This window comes from Saccharicrinis sp. 156 (assembly GCF_050589685.1).
Taxonomy (GTDB): domain Bacteria; phylum Bacteroidota; class Bacteroidia; order Bacteroidales; family Marinilabiliaceae; genus Saccharicrinis.
In genome coordinates this window covers 45740-63513 of the sequence record NZ_JBNGOS010000005.1, presented here as the reverse complement: position 1 = coordinate 63513, position 17774 = coordinate 45740, and the positions used below count along the sequence as shown (strand labels likewise).

17 protein-coding genes are annotated in these 17774 nt (G+C 38.8%); 3 read left to right on the top strand and 14 right to left on the bottom strand.

Translation table 11 applies throughout. The features are described 5' to 3' along the window. Positions 1-5: 5 nt before the first annotated feature. Complete coding sequence (locus tag ACRD64_RS03980; protein ID WP_430931897.1) at positions 6-878, bottom strand: UDP-2,3-diacylglucosamine diphosphatase; 873 nt, start codon at positions 876-878, stop codon at positions 6-8. 247 nt (positions 879-1125) lie between these two features. Here ACRD64_RS03980 and ACRD64_RS03975 point away from each other — a divergent pair, with 247 nt between their 5' ends. Then, positions 1126-1569, top strand: coding sequence for a DMT family transporter (locus tag ACRD64_RS03975; protein WP_430931895.1), 444 nt, complete (start codon positions 1126-1128; stop codon positions 1567-1569). 83 nt (positions 1570-1652) lie between these two features. Here ACRD64_RS03975 and ACRD64_RS03970 read toward each other — a convergent pair whose 3' ends face one another. The 13 genes from ACRD64_RS03970 to ACRD64_RS03910 form a co-directional block, all read right to left on the bottom strand. Continuing rightward, positions 1653-2369, bottom strand: coding sequence for a LytR/AlgR family response regulator transcription factor (locus tag ACRD64_RS03970; protein ID WP_430931893.1), 717 nt, complete (start codon positions 2367-2369; stop codon positions 1653-1655). Next, the gene (locus tag ACRD64_RS03965) at positions 2366-3496 is read right to left on the bottom strand and encodes a sensor histidine kinase (protein WP_430931891.1); all 1131 of its coding nucleotides are present in this window, start codon (positions 3494-3496) and stop codon (positions 2366-2368) included. Before ACRD64_RS03965 ends, ACRD64_RS03970 begins: the two co-directional genes overlap by 4 nt. A 61-nt stretch (positions 3497-3557) precedes the next feature. Beyond that, positions 3558-5336, bottom strand: a complete 1779-nt coding sequence (locus ACRD64_RS03960; protein WP_430931889.1) for an FAD-binding protein — start codon at positions 5334-5336, stop codon at positions 3558-3560. Continuing rightward, positions 5329-6054: a ferric reductase-like transmembrane domain-containing protein gene (locus tag ACRD64_RS03955; RefSeq protein ID WP_430931887.1), complete on the bottom strand. Its 726-nt coding sequence runs from the start codon at positions 6052-6054 to the stop codon at positions 5329-5331. Before ACRD64_RS03955 ends, ACRD64_RS03960 begins: the two co-directional genes overlap by 8 nt. Further along, a complete protein-coding gene (locus ACRD64_RS03950) occupies positions 5976-6191 on the bottom strand; it encodes a 4Fe-4S dicluster domain-containing protein (RefSeq protein ID WP_430931885.1) in 216 nt (71 codons plus the stop codon). Before ACRD64_RS03950 ends, ACRD64_RS03955 begins: the two co-directional genes overlap by 79 nt. A 495-nt stretch (positions 6192-6686) precedes the next feature. Continuing rightward, a complete protein-coding gene (locus ACRD64_RS03945) occupies positions 6687-8474 on the bottom strand; it encodes a carbohydrate-binding domain-containing protein (RefSeq protein ID WP_430931883.1) in 1788 nt (595 codons plus the stop codon). Between the two features lie 33 nt (positions 8475-8507). Continuing rightward, entirely contained in the window at positions 8508-9920 is a 1413-nt protein-coding gene (locus tag ACRD64_RS03940; RefSeq protein ID WP_430931881.1) for a CotH kinase family protein, read from the bottom strand. Positions 9921-9973: 53 nt separating this feature from the next. Then, positions 9974-10633, bottom strand: coding sequence for a DUF2490 domain-containing protein (locus ACRD64_RS03935; RefSeq protein ID WP_430931879.1), 660 nt, complete (start codon positions 10631-10633; stop codon positions 9974-9976). 72 nt (positions 10634-10705) lie between these two features. Continuing rightward, a complete protein-coding gene (locus ACRD64_RS03930) occupies positions 10706-11419 on the bottom strand; it encodes a DUF4956 domain-containing protein (protein WP_430931877.1) in 714 nt (237 codons plus the stop codon). Positions 11420-11430: 11 nt separating this feature from the next. Continuing rightward, positions 11431-12195 carry a polyphosphate polymerase domain-containing protein gene (locus ACRD64_RS03925; RefSeq protein WP_430931875.1) on the bottom strand — a complete coding sequence of 255 codons (765 nt, stop codon included), beginning with the start codon at positions 12193-12195 and terminating at the stop codon, positions 11431-11433. Positions 12196-12816: 621 nt separating this feature from the next. After that, positions 12817-13158: a hypothetical protein gene (locus tag ACRD64_RS03920; RefSeq protein ID WP_430931874.1), complete on the bottom strand. Its 342-nt coding sequence runs from the start codon at positions 13156-13158 to the stop codon at positions 12817-12819. 173 nt (positions 13159-13331) lie between these two features. After that, positions 13332-13700, bottom strand: a complete 369-nt coding sequence (locus tag ACRD64_RS03915; RefSeq protein WP_430931872.1) for a hypothetical protein — start codon at positions 13698-13700, stop codon at positions 13332-13334. 695 nt (positions 13701-14395) lie between these two features. Next, positions 14396-14797: a hypothetical protein gene (locus tag ACRD64_RS03910; protein ID WP_430931870.1), complete on the bottom strand. Its 402-nt coding sequence runs from the start codon at positions 14795-14797 to the stop codon at positions 14396-14398. A 701-nt stretch (positions 14798-15498) separates the two neighbouring features. Here ACRD64_RS03910 and mutA point away from each other — a divergent pair. Further along, positions 15499-17364, top strand: coding sequence for a methylmalonyl-CoA mutase small subunit (mutA, locus tag ACRD64_RS03905; protein WP_430931868.1), 1866 nt, complete (start codon positions 15499-15501; stop codon positions 17362-17364). Positions 17365-17410: 46 nt separating this feature from the next. After that, entirely contained in the window at positions 17411-17713 is a 303-nt protein-coding gene (locus tag ACRD64_RS03900) for a GxxExxY protein (protein ID WP_430931866.1), read from the top strand. Positions 17714-17774 lie beyond the last annotated feature (61 nt).

The window sequence follows — 17774 nt, the reverse complement described above, 5'->3', positions numbered from 1 at the left end:
TTGTGTTAATCGCTAAGAACGTCTCTAAACATCGACTTGAATAATATTTTATCTGAACCCAACAAATAATCTGCGTTCACCTTTCCCGTTTCTTCTTCGGCTACAGCAGCATCCTCATCATTATAATACACCAGTTCCCATTCTTTATTGAAGTACTCAAGTGCCGTCAGGTTCTCTACCCAGTCGCCCGAATTCAGATACATGACAGACCCATGCTCATTTGAAATAACCTTTTTGGCCGGCCAGTGTATATGGCCACATATGGCATATTGATAGTTTTTTTTGATGGCCAGGTCACTCACCGTCTTCTCGAAACGAGTGGTCACCTCAGTTTTTTTGGAGGTTTTGACCATCCTTTTGATATCCCTTGACAACGAAATGCGGCGTTGACCAAACAAAGCTAATAATTCGTTTACCATTTTATTGATAGCAGTAAGAATTGCATATCCAGTAGCTCCCAACTTAGCCAACCACTTGGAGTGATGCATAACCACATCAAAAGCATCTCCATGAAAAATCCAGCTTTTCTTGCCGTCCATATTTAACAACACCTTATTTACAATGGACAAATTTCCAATATCAACACCCACAAAGCGACGCAAGGACTCATCGTGATTACCGATAATGTAATACACTTTAGTGCCCTGTTCCATCATCTTAATAATTTGACGGACAACTTTTAACTGTGGCTTTGGAAAATAAGATTTTGAAAATTGCCAGATATCGATGACATCTCCGTTTAACAATAAAGTCTTCGGCTGAACCGATTTCAGATAGCCTAATAACTCTCTCGATTTGCAGCTACGCGTACCTAGGTGTGTATCGGAAATCACAACAGCCTCAATCTTCCTGGGATTCTTCTTTTGATTTGATCTCATTATTTTATCCAACAATTATTTCAACAAAAATAATTGCCGTACAAAAAGCGACCGTAAACTGAACGCAAAGAAATTGTAAATTAACACCTCCGTGTTAATTTAATGTAACCCCTTACAAATAGGTCAAAACCGATACTTTTTATACATTTATTCAACAGGGAATGGTGCGCACTTTGTCATGCTAAAATGTGTTGGCAGGCTTACCTCAAATATCTATCTTCGTGTTTACAATCTAAAATTACATATTGTGAAATACATATACACGCTTATCGTTTTGTTTATAGGATGTTTTTTGGCCGTTCAAGGAAGTATAAATACGCAATTGACCACCTATTTGAAGCATCCGTTACAGGGTGCGCTGGTCAACTTTTTGGTAGGAACGATTGCCTTGGTGGGGCTTAACTTAGTGTTTAAAACACAGGTACCGGACTGGGGACATATAAAAACTGCTCCCATCTACCTGTTTCTTGGAGGATGCCTGGGTGCCATCTTTGTTTCTTCCGTCATCTTTTTTATTCCTAAGATTGGGGTGACCACAGTTTTGGCAGCGTCCATCGCAGGGCAGTTAATAGCTGCCTCTATCATCGACCACTTTGGTTTCTTTGGCATATCGGTGCAACAGATCACTGCCGGAAAAATTATTGGGATAGTGCTTTTGCTAGGAGGAATTTTTCTAATTCAGAAATATTAGCGGGCCTTGCGCGGAAACAGATTATTAAGTAACCCGGTGACTATTTTCATTATCGCAATAGTCACCCAGTTAATTATAGAGATCTACTTTAAAAAATTATTGTCCAGAAAATCCTGGAATTGTTCTTTGTACTGATCGCTGATGGGGATATAGACTTTGCCATCAAAAACAATGCGGTTACGCTCGATAGTGGAAATTTTTTTCAGATTCACGATAAACGAGCGATGTACCCTCATAAAATCCTGCCCGGGCAAATGCTCCTGCATTTTCTTTATGCTCATCAAAGCCATCACAGGCTTTTGGTTGTCGAGATGAATACGGACGTAATCCCGCATGCCCTCTACATATAATATATCGTTATAATTTATCCTGATAATTTTATACTCCGACTTGATGAACAGAAACTGTTCGTTATTTTGAACCGTTTCCGCCGTTTTTTTATCTGCGAAAAACCGTTGTCTGGTTTTATCTGCCGATTTCAGAAAATCGGAATACCCTATTGGTTTTACCAGATAATCTGCGGCATCTACCTGAAATCCTTCAACGGCATATTCGCGGTAAGCTGTTGTAAATATCACTTTTGGCGGATTACTTAAAGCCTTCACAAAATCCATCCCCGACAGGTCTGGCATATTTATATCCACAAACATCAAGTCAACGGCGTTATCATTTATATACTCCATTGCCTTTATGGCATTCGTAAAACTACCCTGCAACTCCAGGTATGGAGTCATCTTTATATATCCTTCTATTTGCCTTAGCGCCAAAGGCTCGTCATCAATGGCTATGCATGTTATCATAACGGTACGTTTAAATTTACGGCAAACAGCTTATCGTCTGGAAGTTTGCCGATTTCCAGCTTGTAATTCTTACCATAAATTAGTTCTAACCTTTTCCTGGCATTTTCCACTCCGACCCCAGAATTGGCATCGGCCGTTTTTCTATCATACACTTTATTAATAATATCAAACGTCATCCTACCCTTTTCAAAGGAAAAAGAAATACGCACAAAGCTAGGTTCTGTATAACTGATGCCATGTTTAAATGCATTTTCGATATATGATATCGTCAGTAAGGGCGGGATCGAGACAGGCGGTAAGACTTCAGGGATAACCAGCTCCACTTCCACTTCATCGGTAAAACGAATTTTCATCAGCTCAATATAACTCGTGATAAATTCCATTTCCTTTTTCAATGGCACCTTGTCTGTTTTTGATTCATAGAGCATATAGCCCATCATTCGGGACAATTTGATGATGGCTTCTTTGGCTTCCTCGGTGCTAATATCCACCAATGCATGAATATTATTAAGTGTATTCATGAAAAAATGCGGACTGATTTGGTTCTGCAAAAAAGCCATCTTGTTTTCCACATTTTCTTTTTCCAATTTAATTTTGGTTTGCTCCGAATCCAACCACTTGGTTGAAAACTTCAATCCAGTATCGAAACCTAACAACAGTATTGTTAGCATGAATAAATTGGCATATGGGGGAATAAATTCCCTAGGCGGCCTCATTAATCGCTGTTCATCCATCGCCCTTGCTGACCCTGGCATATCTGGTCTTTCAACACCTCTGTGCGATCTTTCCATAGTTAGCGGATCTTCGTACTCAATCCTTTCCCGCTCATCGGATTGAAGATACACCTCGCGGACATACATAATGCATCCAAACACCAAAAAAATTGCCGCCAGGGAGATGAAATATTTAATACGTTTGTTTTTAAAATACAGGTGTGGCAACAATATCATTCTATTGATCAGGAATATCAAGAATACAATTCCGTACTCAATCCAAATTCGAATAATGTGATCCCAGTTAATTATTCCATCTCTATGTTCCCCAAACATAAGTGGGATGATAAATATCAATACCCATACAAAAATGGTTATGATTTGCTGAAATCTTCCTATTCTAAGTTTTATCATTTGGGGAATTTGTTTTTCTTCAGGCTCTATCTGATATTCAAATGTATTAAAAAATTTTATTTCACCCTTTAAAAGGTTGTTTTTCAAACTGCATAATTCCATCTTCTCCCTTATAAATGTTTATCCATGCCCGCCAATTTTCATTGTCAAGCTCAGGATAATCCAAACGATAATGACTGCATCTGCTTTCGGTACGCATTAACGATGCCTTTAATTTCATCTCGGCACTAACAACCATGTTTCTTGTTTCATGGGCCAAACGTAGCTCATGCAAATCAGAAGCTTTCAGCAATGGCAAGTGATGATCCCGCAATTCTTCGACATAAGCCAATGCTGCCCGCATTAAATTTTCTTTTTTAATATAGAGAATAAAATTAGGTATCATAATACCCTGTAAGGTCTGTGTGACCCATGCCGGACTATAACCCGATTTGCGCTCCAACGGTGCTTGAATTTCTTCCAAAATCTCCTTCTTCTTCTGATCGAAGATAGGTTCTGCCGCAACCTTCCCCACATATTCGGCTGCTGCCTCTCCTGCAATTGCTCCCTGCACAGCGGAACCCGCCAAAGACGAACCTATTTGCGTATAAATTGCCCCCGCCATATACGAACCCAGTGCGTCGCCCGCGGCATATAATCCCGGTATATTCGATTCACATTTATCGTTGATAGGTACAAGCCCTTCTGATTTGTGAATGGCCATTCCTGCAGAAGATCCCCCCACAGGGCTACCGCCCATCCCGGGAGGCGGGCCATCCCCTTCTTTACCTCTTCTTTTGTCACCCTCTGGTCCTTTACCCCTACCAGGACCTTTACCTCCACCAGACGGTCGCTCTTTATCATCAGGGCCATGTCCACCTCCAGGACCTTCTTGCGAAATTCCTTCGGGACGGTATGGGCCACCTACTACCTTTGAACTTCTATTAGCCCCCGGAGGGCCCATTACGGCACCACCTCCATTAACATAGGCCATATAATTCAGATCGACCCCCAGGTCGTGACGAATACCTATACTGGTGGTGCTTGGTTTTTGTTCGAACATATTTCCCCAGCCATCATAACATGCCGCAGCATTATCCGATCTCCCGGGATGACCATCGTTCCATTCTTTCCCGGTTACTTTAGCACCTATATTATATGCCATCACGGTTCCATCGTGGGTTAAATCACAAATCGGAAATCCGTTGGGTTTAAAACCGCCGGCTCCTGTACAAAGGATAACACTTTTGGCATTGATAAAATATGTTTTTGCCTCATCAATACTAAAACCGGCCGCTCCAACTATTTTCCCGTTTTGCTTAATCAGATGAGTAATCGTCACTCGTTCGATCACCGAAATGTTCCTTTCCTGTATCGGTTTGCTAAATGATTTGTGGTACAGTGGAGAATCAAAGAAACCCCAATCACGCAACTCTTGCACCCTGGCTTTGGAATGCTCCGCTACTTGTCGGGTATAAACGGGATTATTAGTTCCAATTGCTGAGTGTGAGACTGCTTCCACAAATTCATCGATACTATATTTTGATGTTTGGGCATCATATTCAAAAATACCCTTGGCAAAAGGAGTTTGACCTGAAGAACCCAACCTACCTTTTGATACCATTATCACTTTTGCTCCTGCATCGTGCGCTTTAACCGTTGCAAACAGACCGGCCATACCTCCACCAACTATCAGTACATCTGTGTCCAGCTCTTGCTCGAGCATTTCATCCACCTTAAATTCCGGTTTGTTCTCGGCCCATCCCTCTTGAGAAAAAATCATTGATCCCAAGGCTGCCGCTCCCAATGCACCTCCTGTAATTCCTAGAAATTTACGGCGCGATATATCTTTTTTACACATTACTTTGTCCTCCTTTGTTTGGTTTTGAGAAATATGTTTTTGCCAACAGGAGGATTCCTCCTGTTGCTATAATCACAATAAATGCGGTCATCCAATCACTGGAATGACGCCCTAATTCTATTACATGCCAGGCAGCCAGAACCACAAAAAGGATGGACAGAACCCCATGCAACACCCTCCAACTACTGTAAGTCATTGGTAAACTATTTCTAAATACAGAAGTAAGACCGATAATGAACATCAGAACCCAGGCAATCATTCCAAGCACAACCCCGGTGTTGTTGAAAGACGTGATCAAAGTTAAAAAAGCATCTGAGGGATCAATCCCTGCTTCGAAATACCTTGGGACTACGATCAAAAATGGGTGAACCAGGAGTATCGGAACAAACACGTATCCAATAATCTTGTGTATATTAAGCACCTTACTCATCTTATGGATTTTCAGCATATTTTTATTGGTTCGCGCCAAATAAAACTGCATCAGCATCATTGAAAACGAAACAATAGTTACCACCGAGATAGTTTCCTTTAAAACCCCTCGTTGAGAAGAACCTCCTAATGCCCAGATTAAAATGGGCAATGCTGCGAATATTACGATTGCAACAACTACGTTATATCTTTTTAATAGCTTTTCCATCATCAACCCCATGAAACGATTACTGGTATAGATTTTTCCGGCGATATCGTTATCGCATCTACCGGACAATACATACGACACAAATGACAAATCTGACAGTCGGCCGGATACATGATCACGGCTTTACCCGAACGCTTATCCATTCGAATTACATCGGTAGGACATGTTTTTACACATGTTTCGCAGCCGATACAGCCCTTTATTGTTTTTATTGACATGATATTAGATATTAGATTATTAGTTGAACACGGGGACACAAAGACGCTGCGTTCTTCTCACTTTAATTGCTGTTTATATCTATTTCTACAAACAAACTTAATAATAACCTGTTAACTACTTAAAAGGCAATCGACAGAAGCTGGTATTTTGTCGACCGAACAAAAAAGAACCATTCCAAAGTATCATTAACTCCTGAACGGTTCTTTGTTTGTTTTGATGGTTGTTCAAACAGATTGTGTTGGAAATTCTACTGGCGAAGGTTAAAATATCACTCATAAAGAAAGATGTATTAACCCGATTTATTCATGATTCCTCATGACTAAAACGGGTTAAACAGGTGATTTTTGAACCTATCTTTTAGGTGAGATTTTGGAAGATTACGGCCTATTAATTCAATCCCCCTGAATCTATATTTATCGCAACATCTATATGTACCGCCCCTTTTTCAAGGGGGAAGCACTAATTTTATCGAATTCACCACTTAATGTTCACTTCTAATTTATCGTGGTTACTGTGCTTGAGATAGCAAAGCTAGTATATAGTGAACCAGGGCTATAGGTACCATCGGTGTATAACCCGTCTTCTACCGTACCTGTTGAACTTCCGCCAGTATAAACCTTATAGGTAGTTCCCTTTTCAAGTTCGGCCGAGCATAACACTACGGACTGAAAGGTTTTAATCGTTTTATAGGTCAGCACGCTCTTTCCATCTTCATCTTCAATATGAACCAAAGTACCTGCTGACATTGATGAATTAAAATTTACCAACACAGAATATTGAGTAGATGAAGCCCCTGGAGCCTCGGCCATTTGGGATGATCCGATTGCCAATAAAAAACCTCCATTCATATAGCAGGCTCCATCATAATCCAAAGCACTATTTGAGTTAGCAGATGAACTATTTACCAACATGGTACCTCCATTTATATTCAATTCGTCGTTAGAGTCGAGACCGTCTCCATCACAATCGATATAAATATAACCTCCGTTGATATTTAAGGCATAATCACTGGATGTTACGGTAGCACTTTTACGTTGTCCGCCAGAAGATCCGCCTCCTGCAGCCACATTAATACCATCATCGCTTGCCTTTATGTAAATATTACCTCCATCAATGGTGATAGCTCCCAAAGCACTCTCCAAGCCTTCGTATGCATCCGTTATATTGATATCACCCGAAGCAATCAGAAGATCGTATTCTGCATGAATCGCATCATCCCCTGCGGCAATCTCGTAAAGTCCATCATAAATTATAAGCTCTCCATCAGAATGCAAAGCATCATCTGCAGCATCCACCGTTATCTCTCCATCATAAATAATTGTACTAACGATAGACTTAATTCCTTTGGCAGACGCATCGGAACTTAAATAGGCATCGCTACCTCCCCCCGAGTAAATTTCTATCTCCCCATCATATATTATCACATCCGTTTCGGCCTGGATGCCATCGCCTCCTGATGTAATATTAAGTACCCCACCTTCAACTGCGATGTATCCTTTGGCGGTGTTTTCGTCGTTATCCGATTTTAATCCGTCGTCTTCGGCATCAACCACAATATTGCCGCCTTTTATAATTAGATAGTCTTTTCCTCGGATCCCGTCATCGACTGCTTCCACACTTATGTTTCCGCTTGCTATAATCAGCCCATCTTTACCTGTGATTCCATCGTTGTGGTTTCCATCCACCGTAAGTTTTCCATCTCCATAGATAGTCAGGTCGTCTTTACTAAAAATGGGAGCATTGGCATCTTCCTCGCTGGAAACATAAGAACTTCCGTCCGATACCTTGTTTTCGGTCCCTTCAGATAATACAATCATGGTTTTCTCTGCCTGCTCCACATATATGGGTGCATTAGATGAACAATTGATATCTACTCCCTTTAAAATCAATCTCACAATAGATTCGTCTTCGGTATCAACAATAATTTGTCCATCCGATAAGGTTCCTGATATTTCGTAGTTCCCTGCCGAACTAATAGTTACAATACTGGCATCTGCCACCGCACCTTCACCGGAAACCACAATAGAACTGCCGTTCAATGTTATCGTTGAAATATCAGAACTATCCCAAACATAATCGGAATCTGCCTCATGGTCAACCACATTCCCGGAATCATCAATTACATCACTGCTGTCATCATCATCATCATCGCTGTCGTCGTCATCGTCGTTATCCGATTCAATTTCCGTATCGGTATCCAAATCGCTGTCGATATCTCTCTCGCATGCTACGGTTAGGCCGATCATCAATAAGCTTATCCAAATAAATTGTATTTTTTTCATTTTTACTGTTGGTTGATTTCTTTATATTATGTTTTAATCCAGATAACTATTCACCGCATCGTTTCTGGTTTGAACGTGTGATTTTAATGTGGATACGGCACTGTCGAAATATGCATCACTATAAATATAAGTGTACCCAGATTCCTCGGCGTATGCATAATCTTTTATCAGATCATAATAGGTTGAATAGGTATTAATCATATCAGCTGGAACAAATACCTCATCGATAAATTGCTGTAGGTAACCCTCATACGTTTGTTTGTAATCGTCCTGATTGATTAAATAACGGATTAACGGCCAACTACTGCTCACCTCCGACATAGAAAAGCTCAGTGTCCCACTTCGCTTTCCGTTTTGAAACGCTTCGTTGTTATCCCATGGAATCCAAGTCAAAAGATTGTTTTCAGGATTATTATACAGGTAGTAATTATGAGTCATGTTACCGTAGGTATCCCAGTTTTGAATAACTGTGTTGGCAGCCAACCATTTTAGAAAGTTATCTACATCTAAAACACTTTCCAGATTAGTTTTCCAGGTTTCCACATCACTTGTTCGGGTGGCGCTATTGATCACATCATATAAAGCCCTCACATCAGAATAATCTGCTGTTTCCTCATTGGTCTTCAGTTCCATTTCGTCGGTATCATAAGTTCCGCTGGCAAATGAAGCTGCATCACCATCGGGCTTATACAGGTTCCCGGAACCATCGGCAAATTGTGTATCGATCACCGTGTCGTCCACCTCTTCCACCAACGCATACACCCCATAATATTGCGAACCAGAGCCTTTGTTGATATACACTGCACAAAAGGCTGTTTGAGAAGCTGCCAATCCAAACTGACGAAACAAGTCGGCTCCTACTTTCTCTCGCATGAGCGATGCATCGTCGTAATTGTTATTCAGATTAAGTTGTTTAAAACCGTAAAACCGTTGGTTTTTCAGTGCCGGATAATCATCTTCGAACTCATCAAAATCGAGCTTGAAGGATAATTTTTTGTTTCCCGATTGATAGGCAGACTGAAGACTGGAATTACCCTTGTAGCGTATTCCCACATTATACCATTCAATGTCATTAAATTTAAAAGAACACTTATACCAATCTGGGTCGTCAAACGAAGTACTCATACCCGGACGACTACCTCCAGAACTCAATATAGATGACAAGTTGGATTGCATGGATGACCAATCTGAGCTGCTTATTTCGATGTCGAAACGGAGTACCTCGGTCTGATTAAAAACGATAGAGTAATCTGGTTCAACATCGTTACCGTGAGTTATATCTGTCCAATCGGAATAATCCGTTCTATCAACGTCTTCTTCATCTTCTTCTTCTTCTTCTTCTTCGGTTTCTGTTTCTGTTTCTGTTTCTGTTACCATATCATCATCCCGACAGGCAGAAAAGGTTATAACCGTAAAGGCAAATAGAATTAAAATATGTTTTTTCATGGGACTGATTTTATTAATTAATAAAACTAAATCTGTGTAATTTGTGGACTAACTTAAAACTTGATTTTATATCCGACACTAAGTATATGCTTGTTGCGATATTCGTTGTTATAATAATCGAACTTGTAGCTCAAGCCCACATAGTTCTTTTTAAACAATTTGTAATCTGCCCCAACGGAATATCTCATTTTATATAAAGATGATCCGGAGAGGTCCTGAAACAGTTCGGCAGACGCGGAGGGGGTTAGTTTACACTTTGGGATATTATACTTAAGTCCAACTTTATACCTCAGAAAATCCAAGGCATCATCGTCCTCCTCATCTGCATAGTTGCTATATCTTAACCTAAATGACCCTTCAAACCGATTAAAATCCTTTTCGGCAGTAGCGCTGTACGAAAAACGACTTAAATACTCAGTGTCCTTGTTTTCCCTTTGGTTCGCAATATATCGGTAAGCTGCCCCAAGGGTTAAAAACTTGAATGCCTTGTATTCAAGCTCGGCTTCTATCAGGCTCTTGTCCAGCGTAAAATTTTCATCGAAACGTAATTCAGGTATAATATTGAATTTTACCTTTTTCAAAGGTTTAAAGCTCATTTTAACCGACGTACGGGTTTGAAACTCATTTTCGACTTCTTGTGCTTTGGCGATACTACTTACCATCAACAGGGCAATAAGCAAGTATCCTGGTTTTATATACTTCGTTGGTTTCATAATTTAATTTTCAGAATTATAGTAAAGGATAGCATCTTATTTACAGCTTACACCTAAAGATGCCATCCCTTATCAATTAATGGCTTTTTTTTCCTTTCCGTTTACATTGAAATAGAGGATGATTTCGGCGACGTCTTTCAGGAAATCTATTTTTTGAATTTCATAGCGTTTGATGTTTATTCCTGTTCGTTCTTTTAAGTCTTGTAGAAGGACATCGCTGTTTAAAGCATGGATATTTTCTATTTTCTCGTAGATAAGTCTGACGGATCCTTCCTGCTTTAGCATCAGTCGCTTTTCGAGTACCCAAAGACCAAATACAATTACAAAGTTTGTAATAATCAATTCAGAATAACTTACCTTTTTATTGGCCAACGCATTAATTACAGATATTCCGATAACGATGAACAGATAGGTCATTTCCTTTATGGGGATGGCATCGGTTCTATACCGTATAATTCCAAAAATAGCGAACAGCCCAAGTGCAAATCCTAATTCGAGTTTTACGCTATTGAGCAAAAAGCTTAATAAGAAGACGATAACACCAATGGATAGGTAACTAAAATAAAAGTCTTTCCGTCTGCTGTTTTTGGCATACATAAAATGCACCACCATAAAGATGAGTAGCGTGTTAAAAGCAAAACGAACAATTAGTTCTGTAAAATCGACTACGTTTATTATTTTGATATCCAAAAACCTGAAACCGTCTTCCCACAGCTCAAGTTTTGTTGGAGGATTCGCAATAACATTGCTTTGTATTTTGTCGGCAATGAATTCTAAATTAATCATAGATTTTGTGTTTAATAATATAATTTGTTTTCCGTCTGTAATAGCTTTTCAATACTCCTTATTTTTCCCTTAAAAGCATTTCGCTTTAAACCCGTGTCCGTAACCGTCCGGCCTACACAATACTTGCTAAACCCGGCGGGCTTAATACGCTGGTCTCTTAAGGTCGTAAGCAATGGTGATGCTGAAGAACGGCCATCAGATTTAACCTCAACTATTACCAAATCGTCAAGAGAAACTGTTTTGTCCCCCTGATGGAATTGGAGGTTGAGATCGATGGTACAACGCTCCTTAAAGTTTTTATTAACCAGGGTTAACCTTGAGAAATTATTGATTAACGACGGCCTTAATTCGTCATGACAGAAAGGTGTAACTTCATTTATAAAATCCACTTCCTGATCTGTAAAATCAGACACCTCAAAATCAGACGGGATGCGCTTTTTTATGGTTCTGCCTTTGTTGTTTTTAAACTTGACTTCGAAAAAACTAATGCCAGATGAAACATAGCTTCGGCGCCTGATTTTATACCGGTTGAGTTTACCATTGTGATGGGCAGCAAACATCCGGCTTTCGAACGTATCGAAATACACCGTAGAATACTGCAACAAGTTCTGTCCGTTAATATGAAGCAAAAAATAGTCTTGACTAATCATATCCAGGAGTGCAGGAAGTTGATTCGTATGGAACCAGAACTTTTTATCAACTCGGTTCATCAACTTAACCTGTTCCATCTCACTTAATTGAATAGAATCAAATTTTTTAGTTTTCAAGGATCTCATGACAGTTTTAATTTTACGATTTCGTTGCCGTATTGTTAATTTCATGTTAAATGTACTGCCCGGTAAGGGCTCTATGAAAAGCAATCTACAAATCATGAGTTTTTATAGACAGTTCATAGTATTCGTTAAACAAGAGATTTTCACCATTTTATATTTTAGATGGCCACCACATGTTTTATCCTTGAAAATCACGATAGTGTTAGTTAGTGTGGGCAGTGCCAAACCTGCTTAGACAATGCAGAACGGCGCAATAATCATATCAAAATTTTGCCAAACAATCTGGACTAGACAAAACCCGATTGATATTGGCTCGACCAAGTTGGGATGATTAAACCCGGATTATGTATTGGAGGTTCGTCATGAGCATGGCAAGTACAATAAAACAAGGCATTACTGAAACGAGGCATCACTTTTCCCGATTACTTTCGGGAGCATCGTTCTGGTGAGTTGAAGTGAGGCAACGAAGTGTCTTGTTTTAAAGTAATTTCAATGGGTAATAGAATTTCTAATGCATATTGCGGTTTAAAATACCACAAAATAAAAAACCACCTATAAGCCGTTGCTCCATAGGTGGTATTACACAAATATTAACTTAAACCTAAGCTTATTATTTTTAGTATTTCAAGATGTTCTGATATTGGCAGGCTGATAATCTCCAAAAAAGTAGGCAACTTCTATATTGAATTGACTCTTTTGTTTTTTTATTTCTCCCATGTCAGGACAACCAGACTTTAATACCTCTCTTATTCTATTAAAATGGGTAAGGAATAACTCCGTGATTTGAACTTTCTGTAGAGTGTCTAATCCTGTTTTTTTAGTCGTAAGAATTACCATTTCTCTAATCTCCTCAGAATTTGGCAACAAAGCCTCATCCTGAAACTCTTGGTTCTCCCGTACGCAATAATTTGTTGTGAAAAATGTTGTTAACGCATCGAACAACATACTTACTCTTTGTAATTTCATGTTCGTGTTGTTTTTAATTGATTAAACTATAAATATTACACTAAGCAAATGATATAATTATGCAATACTAAAAGTAATCGACCAACCTTATTATTTTATCCATGAATGTTCAGCCGAACCTTCCTTTTTCTGATATTCATAATTTATGTTCATTTAACCCAATTTTAAAAGAATCATCTATTGTCCATATCTTTTAAATTTTGAGCTGGTTTAATATTGATATGCTGCCCTTCCCCAAAAAAGTAGGCCATTTCTTTTTCAAAACCATGCCTGATCCTTATAATTTCATTTTCATCAGCCATTCCAAACTCAACTCTCTGGATCACTTGATTAAAATATTTAAGGAACAACTCAGTTATTTCCTGCTCCTGTTGTACATCTAACCCAGTGGTTTTTGTGGTCATTAGTACCATTTGTTTGATTTCCTCTGAACTCGGCAATAGACTCCTCCCTCTAAAAATATCGTTCGTATATTTATAATAGTTGCTAATATAAAATGAAGATAGGGCGTCAAATAACATATTTACTCTTCGTATTTCCATGGTTGTATTGTTTATGTTGGATTAAACTGAATAGATAATCTAAGGGAATGATATATTTACGCAATAAAAAAAGTAATCGACCAACCTTATTCTTTTTTCAACAAATTAAAAGAATAACAATAGCTGCATCCATAAAATCACAACTAAAATTCCTGTCAGTACCAAACAAATCTCAATATACCTGTTGTATGTTTTATACCTATCCTTCATTTTGTTTTGATTTTGATTAACCCATCTTAGTAATTACGTAATATTATATTGTGACTTGTTGCTATTGTCACAGCGTCTCCGAATCAATTTTCGGTGGTAGGAATTTGCCTAATTTGAGAATCCTCCGTGAACCCAGGACTCAGTGCTCAAATTCGAATGGTATGGTTATTAGCTTTGGCCACACGCTTTAATAAGTCATTTGCAATTGATACTCTTTGGTCTTCAACGCTCCGACTTTACACTTAACAAGGAAATGATATTAATTGGGAAATAATAAAACAATCGACAATTAGCATTTTTTCATCTACGAAACAGTCTCTTACATCAAGATTTCGATATATTTACATACGAGTTCCAGGCCTTATATGCCAAATACTGCTTATGTTGTTATTGTATATACACAGGAACAGCCTGGCTTTCCAAAAAACCAGGCTGTTCTGTAAATATATAATTATGCTAAACTAAGTTCTTTTGTTTCAAATACATTATCCTCGGGAAGGTCTCTGAGAAGCCTGCTTTTTTAAGTAGGCTGCAAATTTAGATTGTTGCTCTTTGGTCAGTAGCTCCTTTACTTTTGTTTCAAATGTAGCCTTCATTTTCTCCATCTCCGTTCTGCTTGGTCTTGAGCTCGATGACATTTTACTTTTCACCTCTTTAAAGTGACTTTGGTATACTGCCAACACTTTGGTTTCCTGATCATCCGTTATATCCAACTCATCAGCCAAATCGCTTACCATAGCTTTAATTTCTTTTGTTGATGGGATTGGAGGAGGACCTTGCTGTCCGCCTCGCTCACCACCTTGTGGCTGTCCCGAAACCATACCGCATGATAAAACCACCACCATCACCATGAGTGCTTTTAAACTTTTGCCTACTGAATTTTTCATTTTCATCATTTTTAAATTAATATTAAACTTTAAATAATAGTTTTGTTAACTTTTACATTAAAAAATTTTTTTTCTTACTTGATTGATTTTAATTGAAAACAACCGAATTGTTCCTGTTTGTATTTCAAAGAAAGAAACAAAAAACAAGCATGGAAATTGTAATCGACGGAACGTCCTTTTTTATCTGCGGAATTGAACCTAACACGTTTTATATCAATATACTCTTAAGATATTAGAGCTTTTTTTATATAAAAAAACAGGATGCACCCGTTGGCACATCCTGTTTCTACTCTTAATTTATAAAACACGATTCTATATCTCCCACCAAAGGGAAATAGCTGTGCTAACGCTTCTCCTCTTCGGTTTCATTTTTCAGTTTTATTTTGTTTGAAGATGCTAACATAATTAATAAAGAACTGAACCCGAAATAAAATCGACGGATCGTGGATTTATGTCGATAAAACTGAAAGATTGACTTCAGCTAATTTTATCATCCGAAATAATTTAAGACCAAAAACTCCGATATCTTTCTATCAATCATACAATTACACCCCTATATTAAAGAAATAATTCTTCAAAAAAACTTACCATACTGATAATCATGCTACATAACAGGTATAAAACAAGTGATTTTGTTCTTTAATTTATTGAAAAGGCTTAATTTTGCGGTCTCAAAAAACAAACAGTTATACAGTTATATTATGGCAGATAAAACTAAAAAACCGTTATTAAGTGATTTTCCGGCCATTACCACAGAGCAGTGGATGGACAAAATTACGGCGGATTTAAAAGGCGCTGACTTCGAGAAAAAGCTGGTTTGGAGAACCAATGAAGGCTTTAACGTTCGTCCTTTTTATCGTTCGGAAGATTTAAACGAGGTAAAATACCTTGACAGTCTTCCTGGTGAGTTCCCATATGTACGCGGAACAAAAAAAGACAACAACTGGTACGTTCGCCAAGACATTAAGGTGGTTAATGCTGTTGCTTCAAACAAAAAGGCTTTGGAAGTTTTAACCAAAGGCATTACTTCGTTAGGATTTTGCTATTGCAATGAGGTAGAGGATTTTAATACTGAAATTGCAACCGTATTGAAAAACATTATTTCTGATGATGTTGAAATCAACTTTTCAACCAGCCACGGCAGCAAAAAACTAATGGATGCTGTTGTTGCTTATCTTAAAAAGACCAACCGTGACTTAACGAAAGTTAAAGGTTCGGTAAACTTTGACACCTTAGGTTGCTTAACTACCTCGGGCAAAACTTGCAAAGGTTTCGACGAGATGTTCGACCATGCTAAAGAAATGGTTGAAGCTGGAGCCAACGTTCCTAACTTCAGAACTATCTGTGTAAACGGTCGTCTTTTCAACAACGCAGGTTCATCTATCGTTCAGGAATTAGCCTTTGCCCTTTCAATGGGTAACGAGTATCTAGCTCAACTAACTGAAAGAGGAGTAACCGTAAACGACGCTGCTTCAGCTATGAAGTTTAACTTTGGGGTGGGTGGCAACTACTTTATGGAGATTGCTAAGTTACGCGCTGCACGAATGCTATGGGCTACCATCGTTAAATCATATGGTCCTGCTGGATTAGAGCCTACTAAAATGGCTGTTCACTGTGAAACTTCTCAGTGGAACAAAACGGTTTACGACCCTTATGTTAACATGCTGCGTACGCAAACAGAAGCCATGTCCGCTACTTTAGGTGGAGCTGACTCGTTAACTGTTCAACCTTTTGATACTGTATATAAAGAGTCGGATGTTTTCTCTGAAAGAATTGCCCGCAACCAACAATTATTGCTAAAAGAAGAATCTCACTTCGATAAAATCACTGACCCTTCAGCCGGTTCTTACTATATCGAAAACCTTACCAACAGCATCGCACAACAAGCCTGGGCTTTATTTGTCGAAGTTGAAGAAAAAGGTGGGTACTTAACTGCATTAAAAGAAGGTTTTGTTCAGGCTAAAGTTAAGGAAACTGCTGACAAGCGTAAGAAAGCCATCGCTACCCGTCGCGAAAACCTGTTAGGTACCAACCAGTTCCCTAACTTTACAGAGAAAGTTGCTGATGCTTTAACCAACGGAAAAAAATGTGGTACAAAATGTTGCGAAGGAGACACCGTTATTGAACCAATCGAGAAATTCCGCGGTGCTGAAGAATTCGAAACCCTTCGATTAGCAACCGAAAAATCCGGAAAGACGCCTAAAGTGTTTATGCTTACCTATGGTAACCTGAATATGCGTCTTGCTCGATCTCAATTCTCTTCTAACTTCTTTGCATGTGCGGGTTACGAAACAATTGACAACAACGGGTTCGACACTGTTGAAGCCGGTGTTGAAGCGGCCAAAGCAGCTAAAGCCGACATTATCGTTCTTTGTTCATCCGATGACGAGTATGTTGATGCTGCCCCAGCTGCTTTTAAAGCCATTAACGGCGAAGCCATCTTTGTGGTTGCCGGTGCACCGAAATGCGCTGATGACCTAAAAGCACAAGGCATCACTAACTTTGTCAACGTTCGTTCTAACGTATTAGAGACATTGCAAGGCTTTAGCAAAGAACTTGGTTTATAATACGAACACAGAGACACAAAGACACAGAGTTTTCTTTTGAGAGATTATGAGTTTAGCGCTTTACAATAAAATATCTGGCGAAATTATAGCTGCTGCAATTGAGGTCCACAAACAAATGGGGCCAGGTATGCTGGAGTATGCATATGAACAATGCTTAATATTTGAATTAGAAAGCAGAAACTTAAAAGTAGAATCTCAAGTAAAGCAAGCTCTTGTATATAAAGGCACAGAATTAAATAAACATTTCTTTCTGAATTTATTGGTTGAAGATTTAGTTGCCATCGAATTGAAGTGTGCAGAAGATATACTTCCTGTACATGAAGTACAGTTGGTTACTTACTTAAATTAGCCAATAAGAAGCTAGGACTATTAATTAATTTTAATGAACCCATTTTAAAACGAGGTATCAG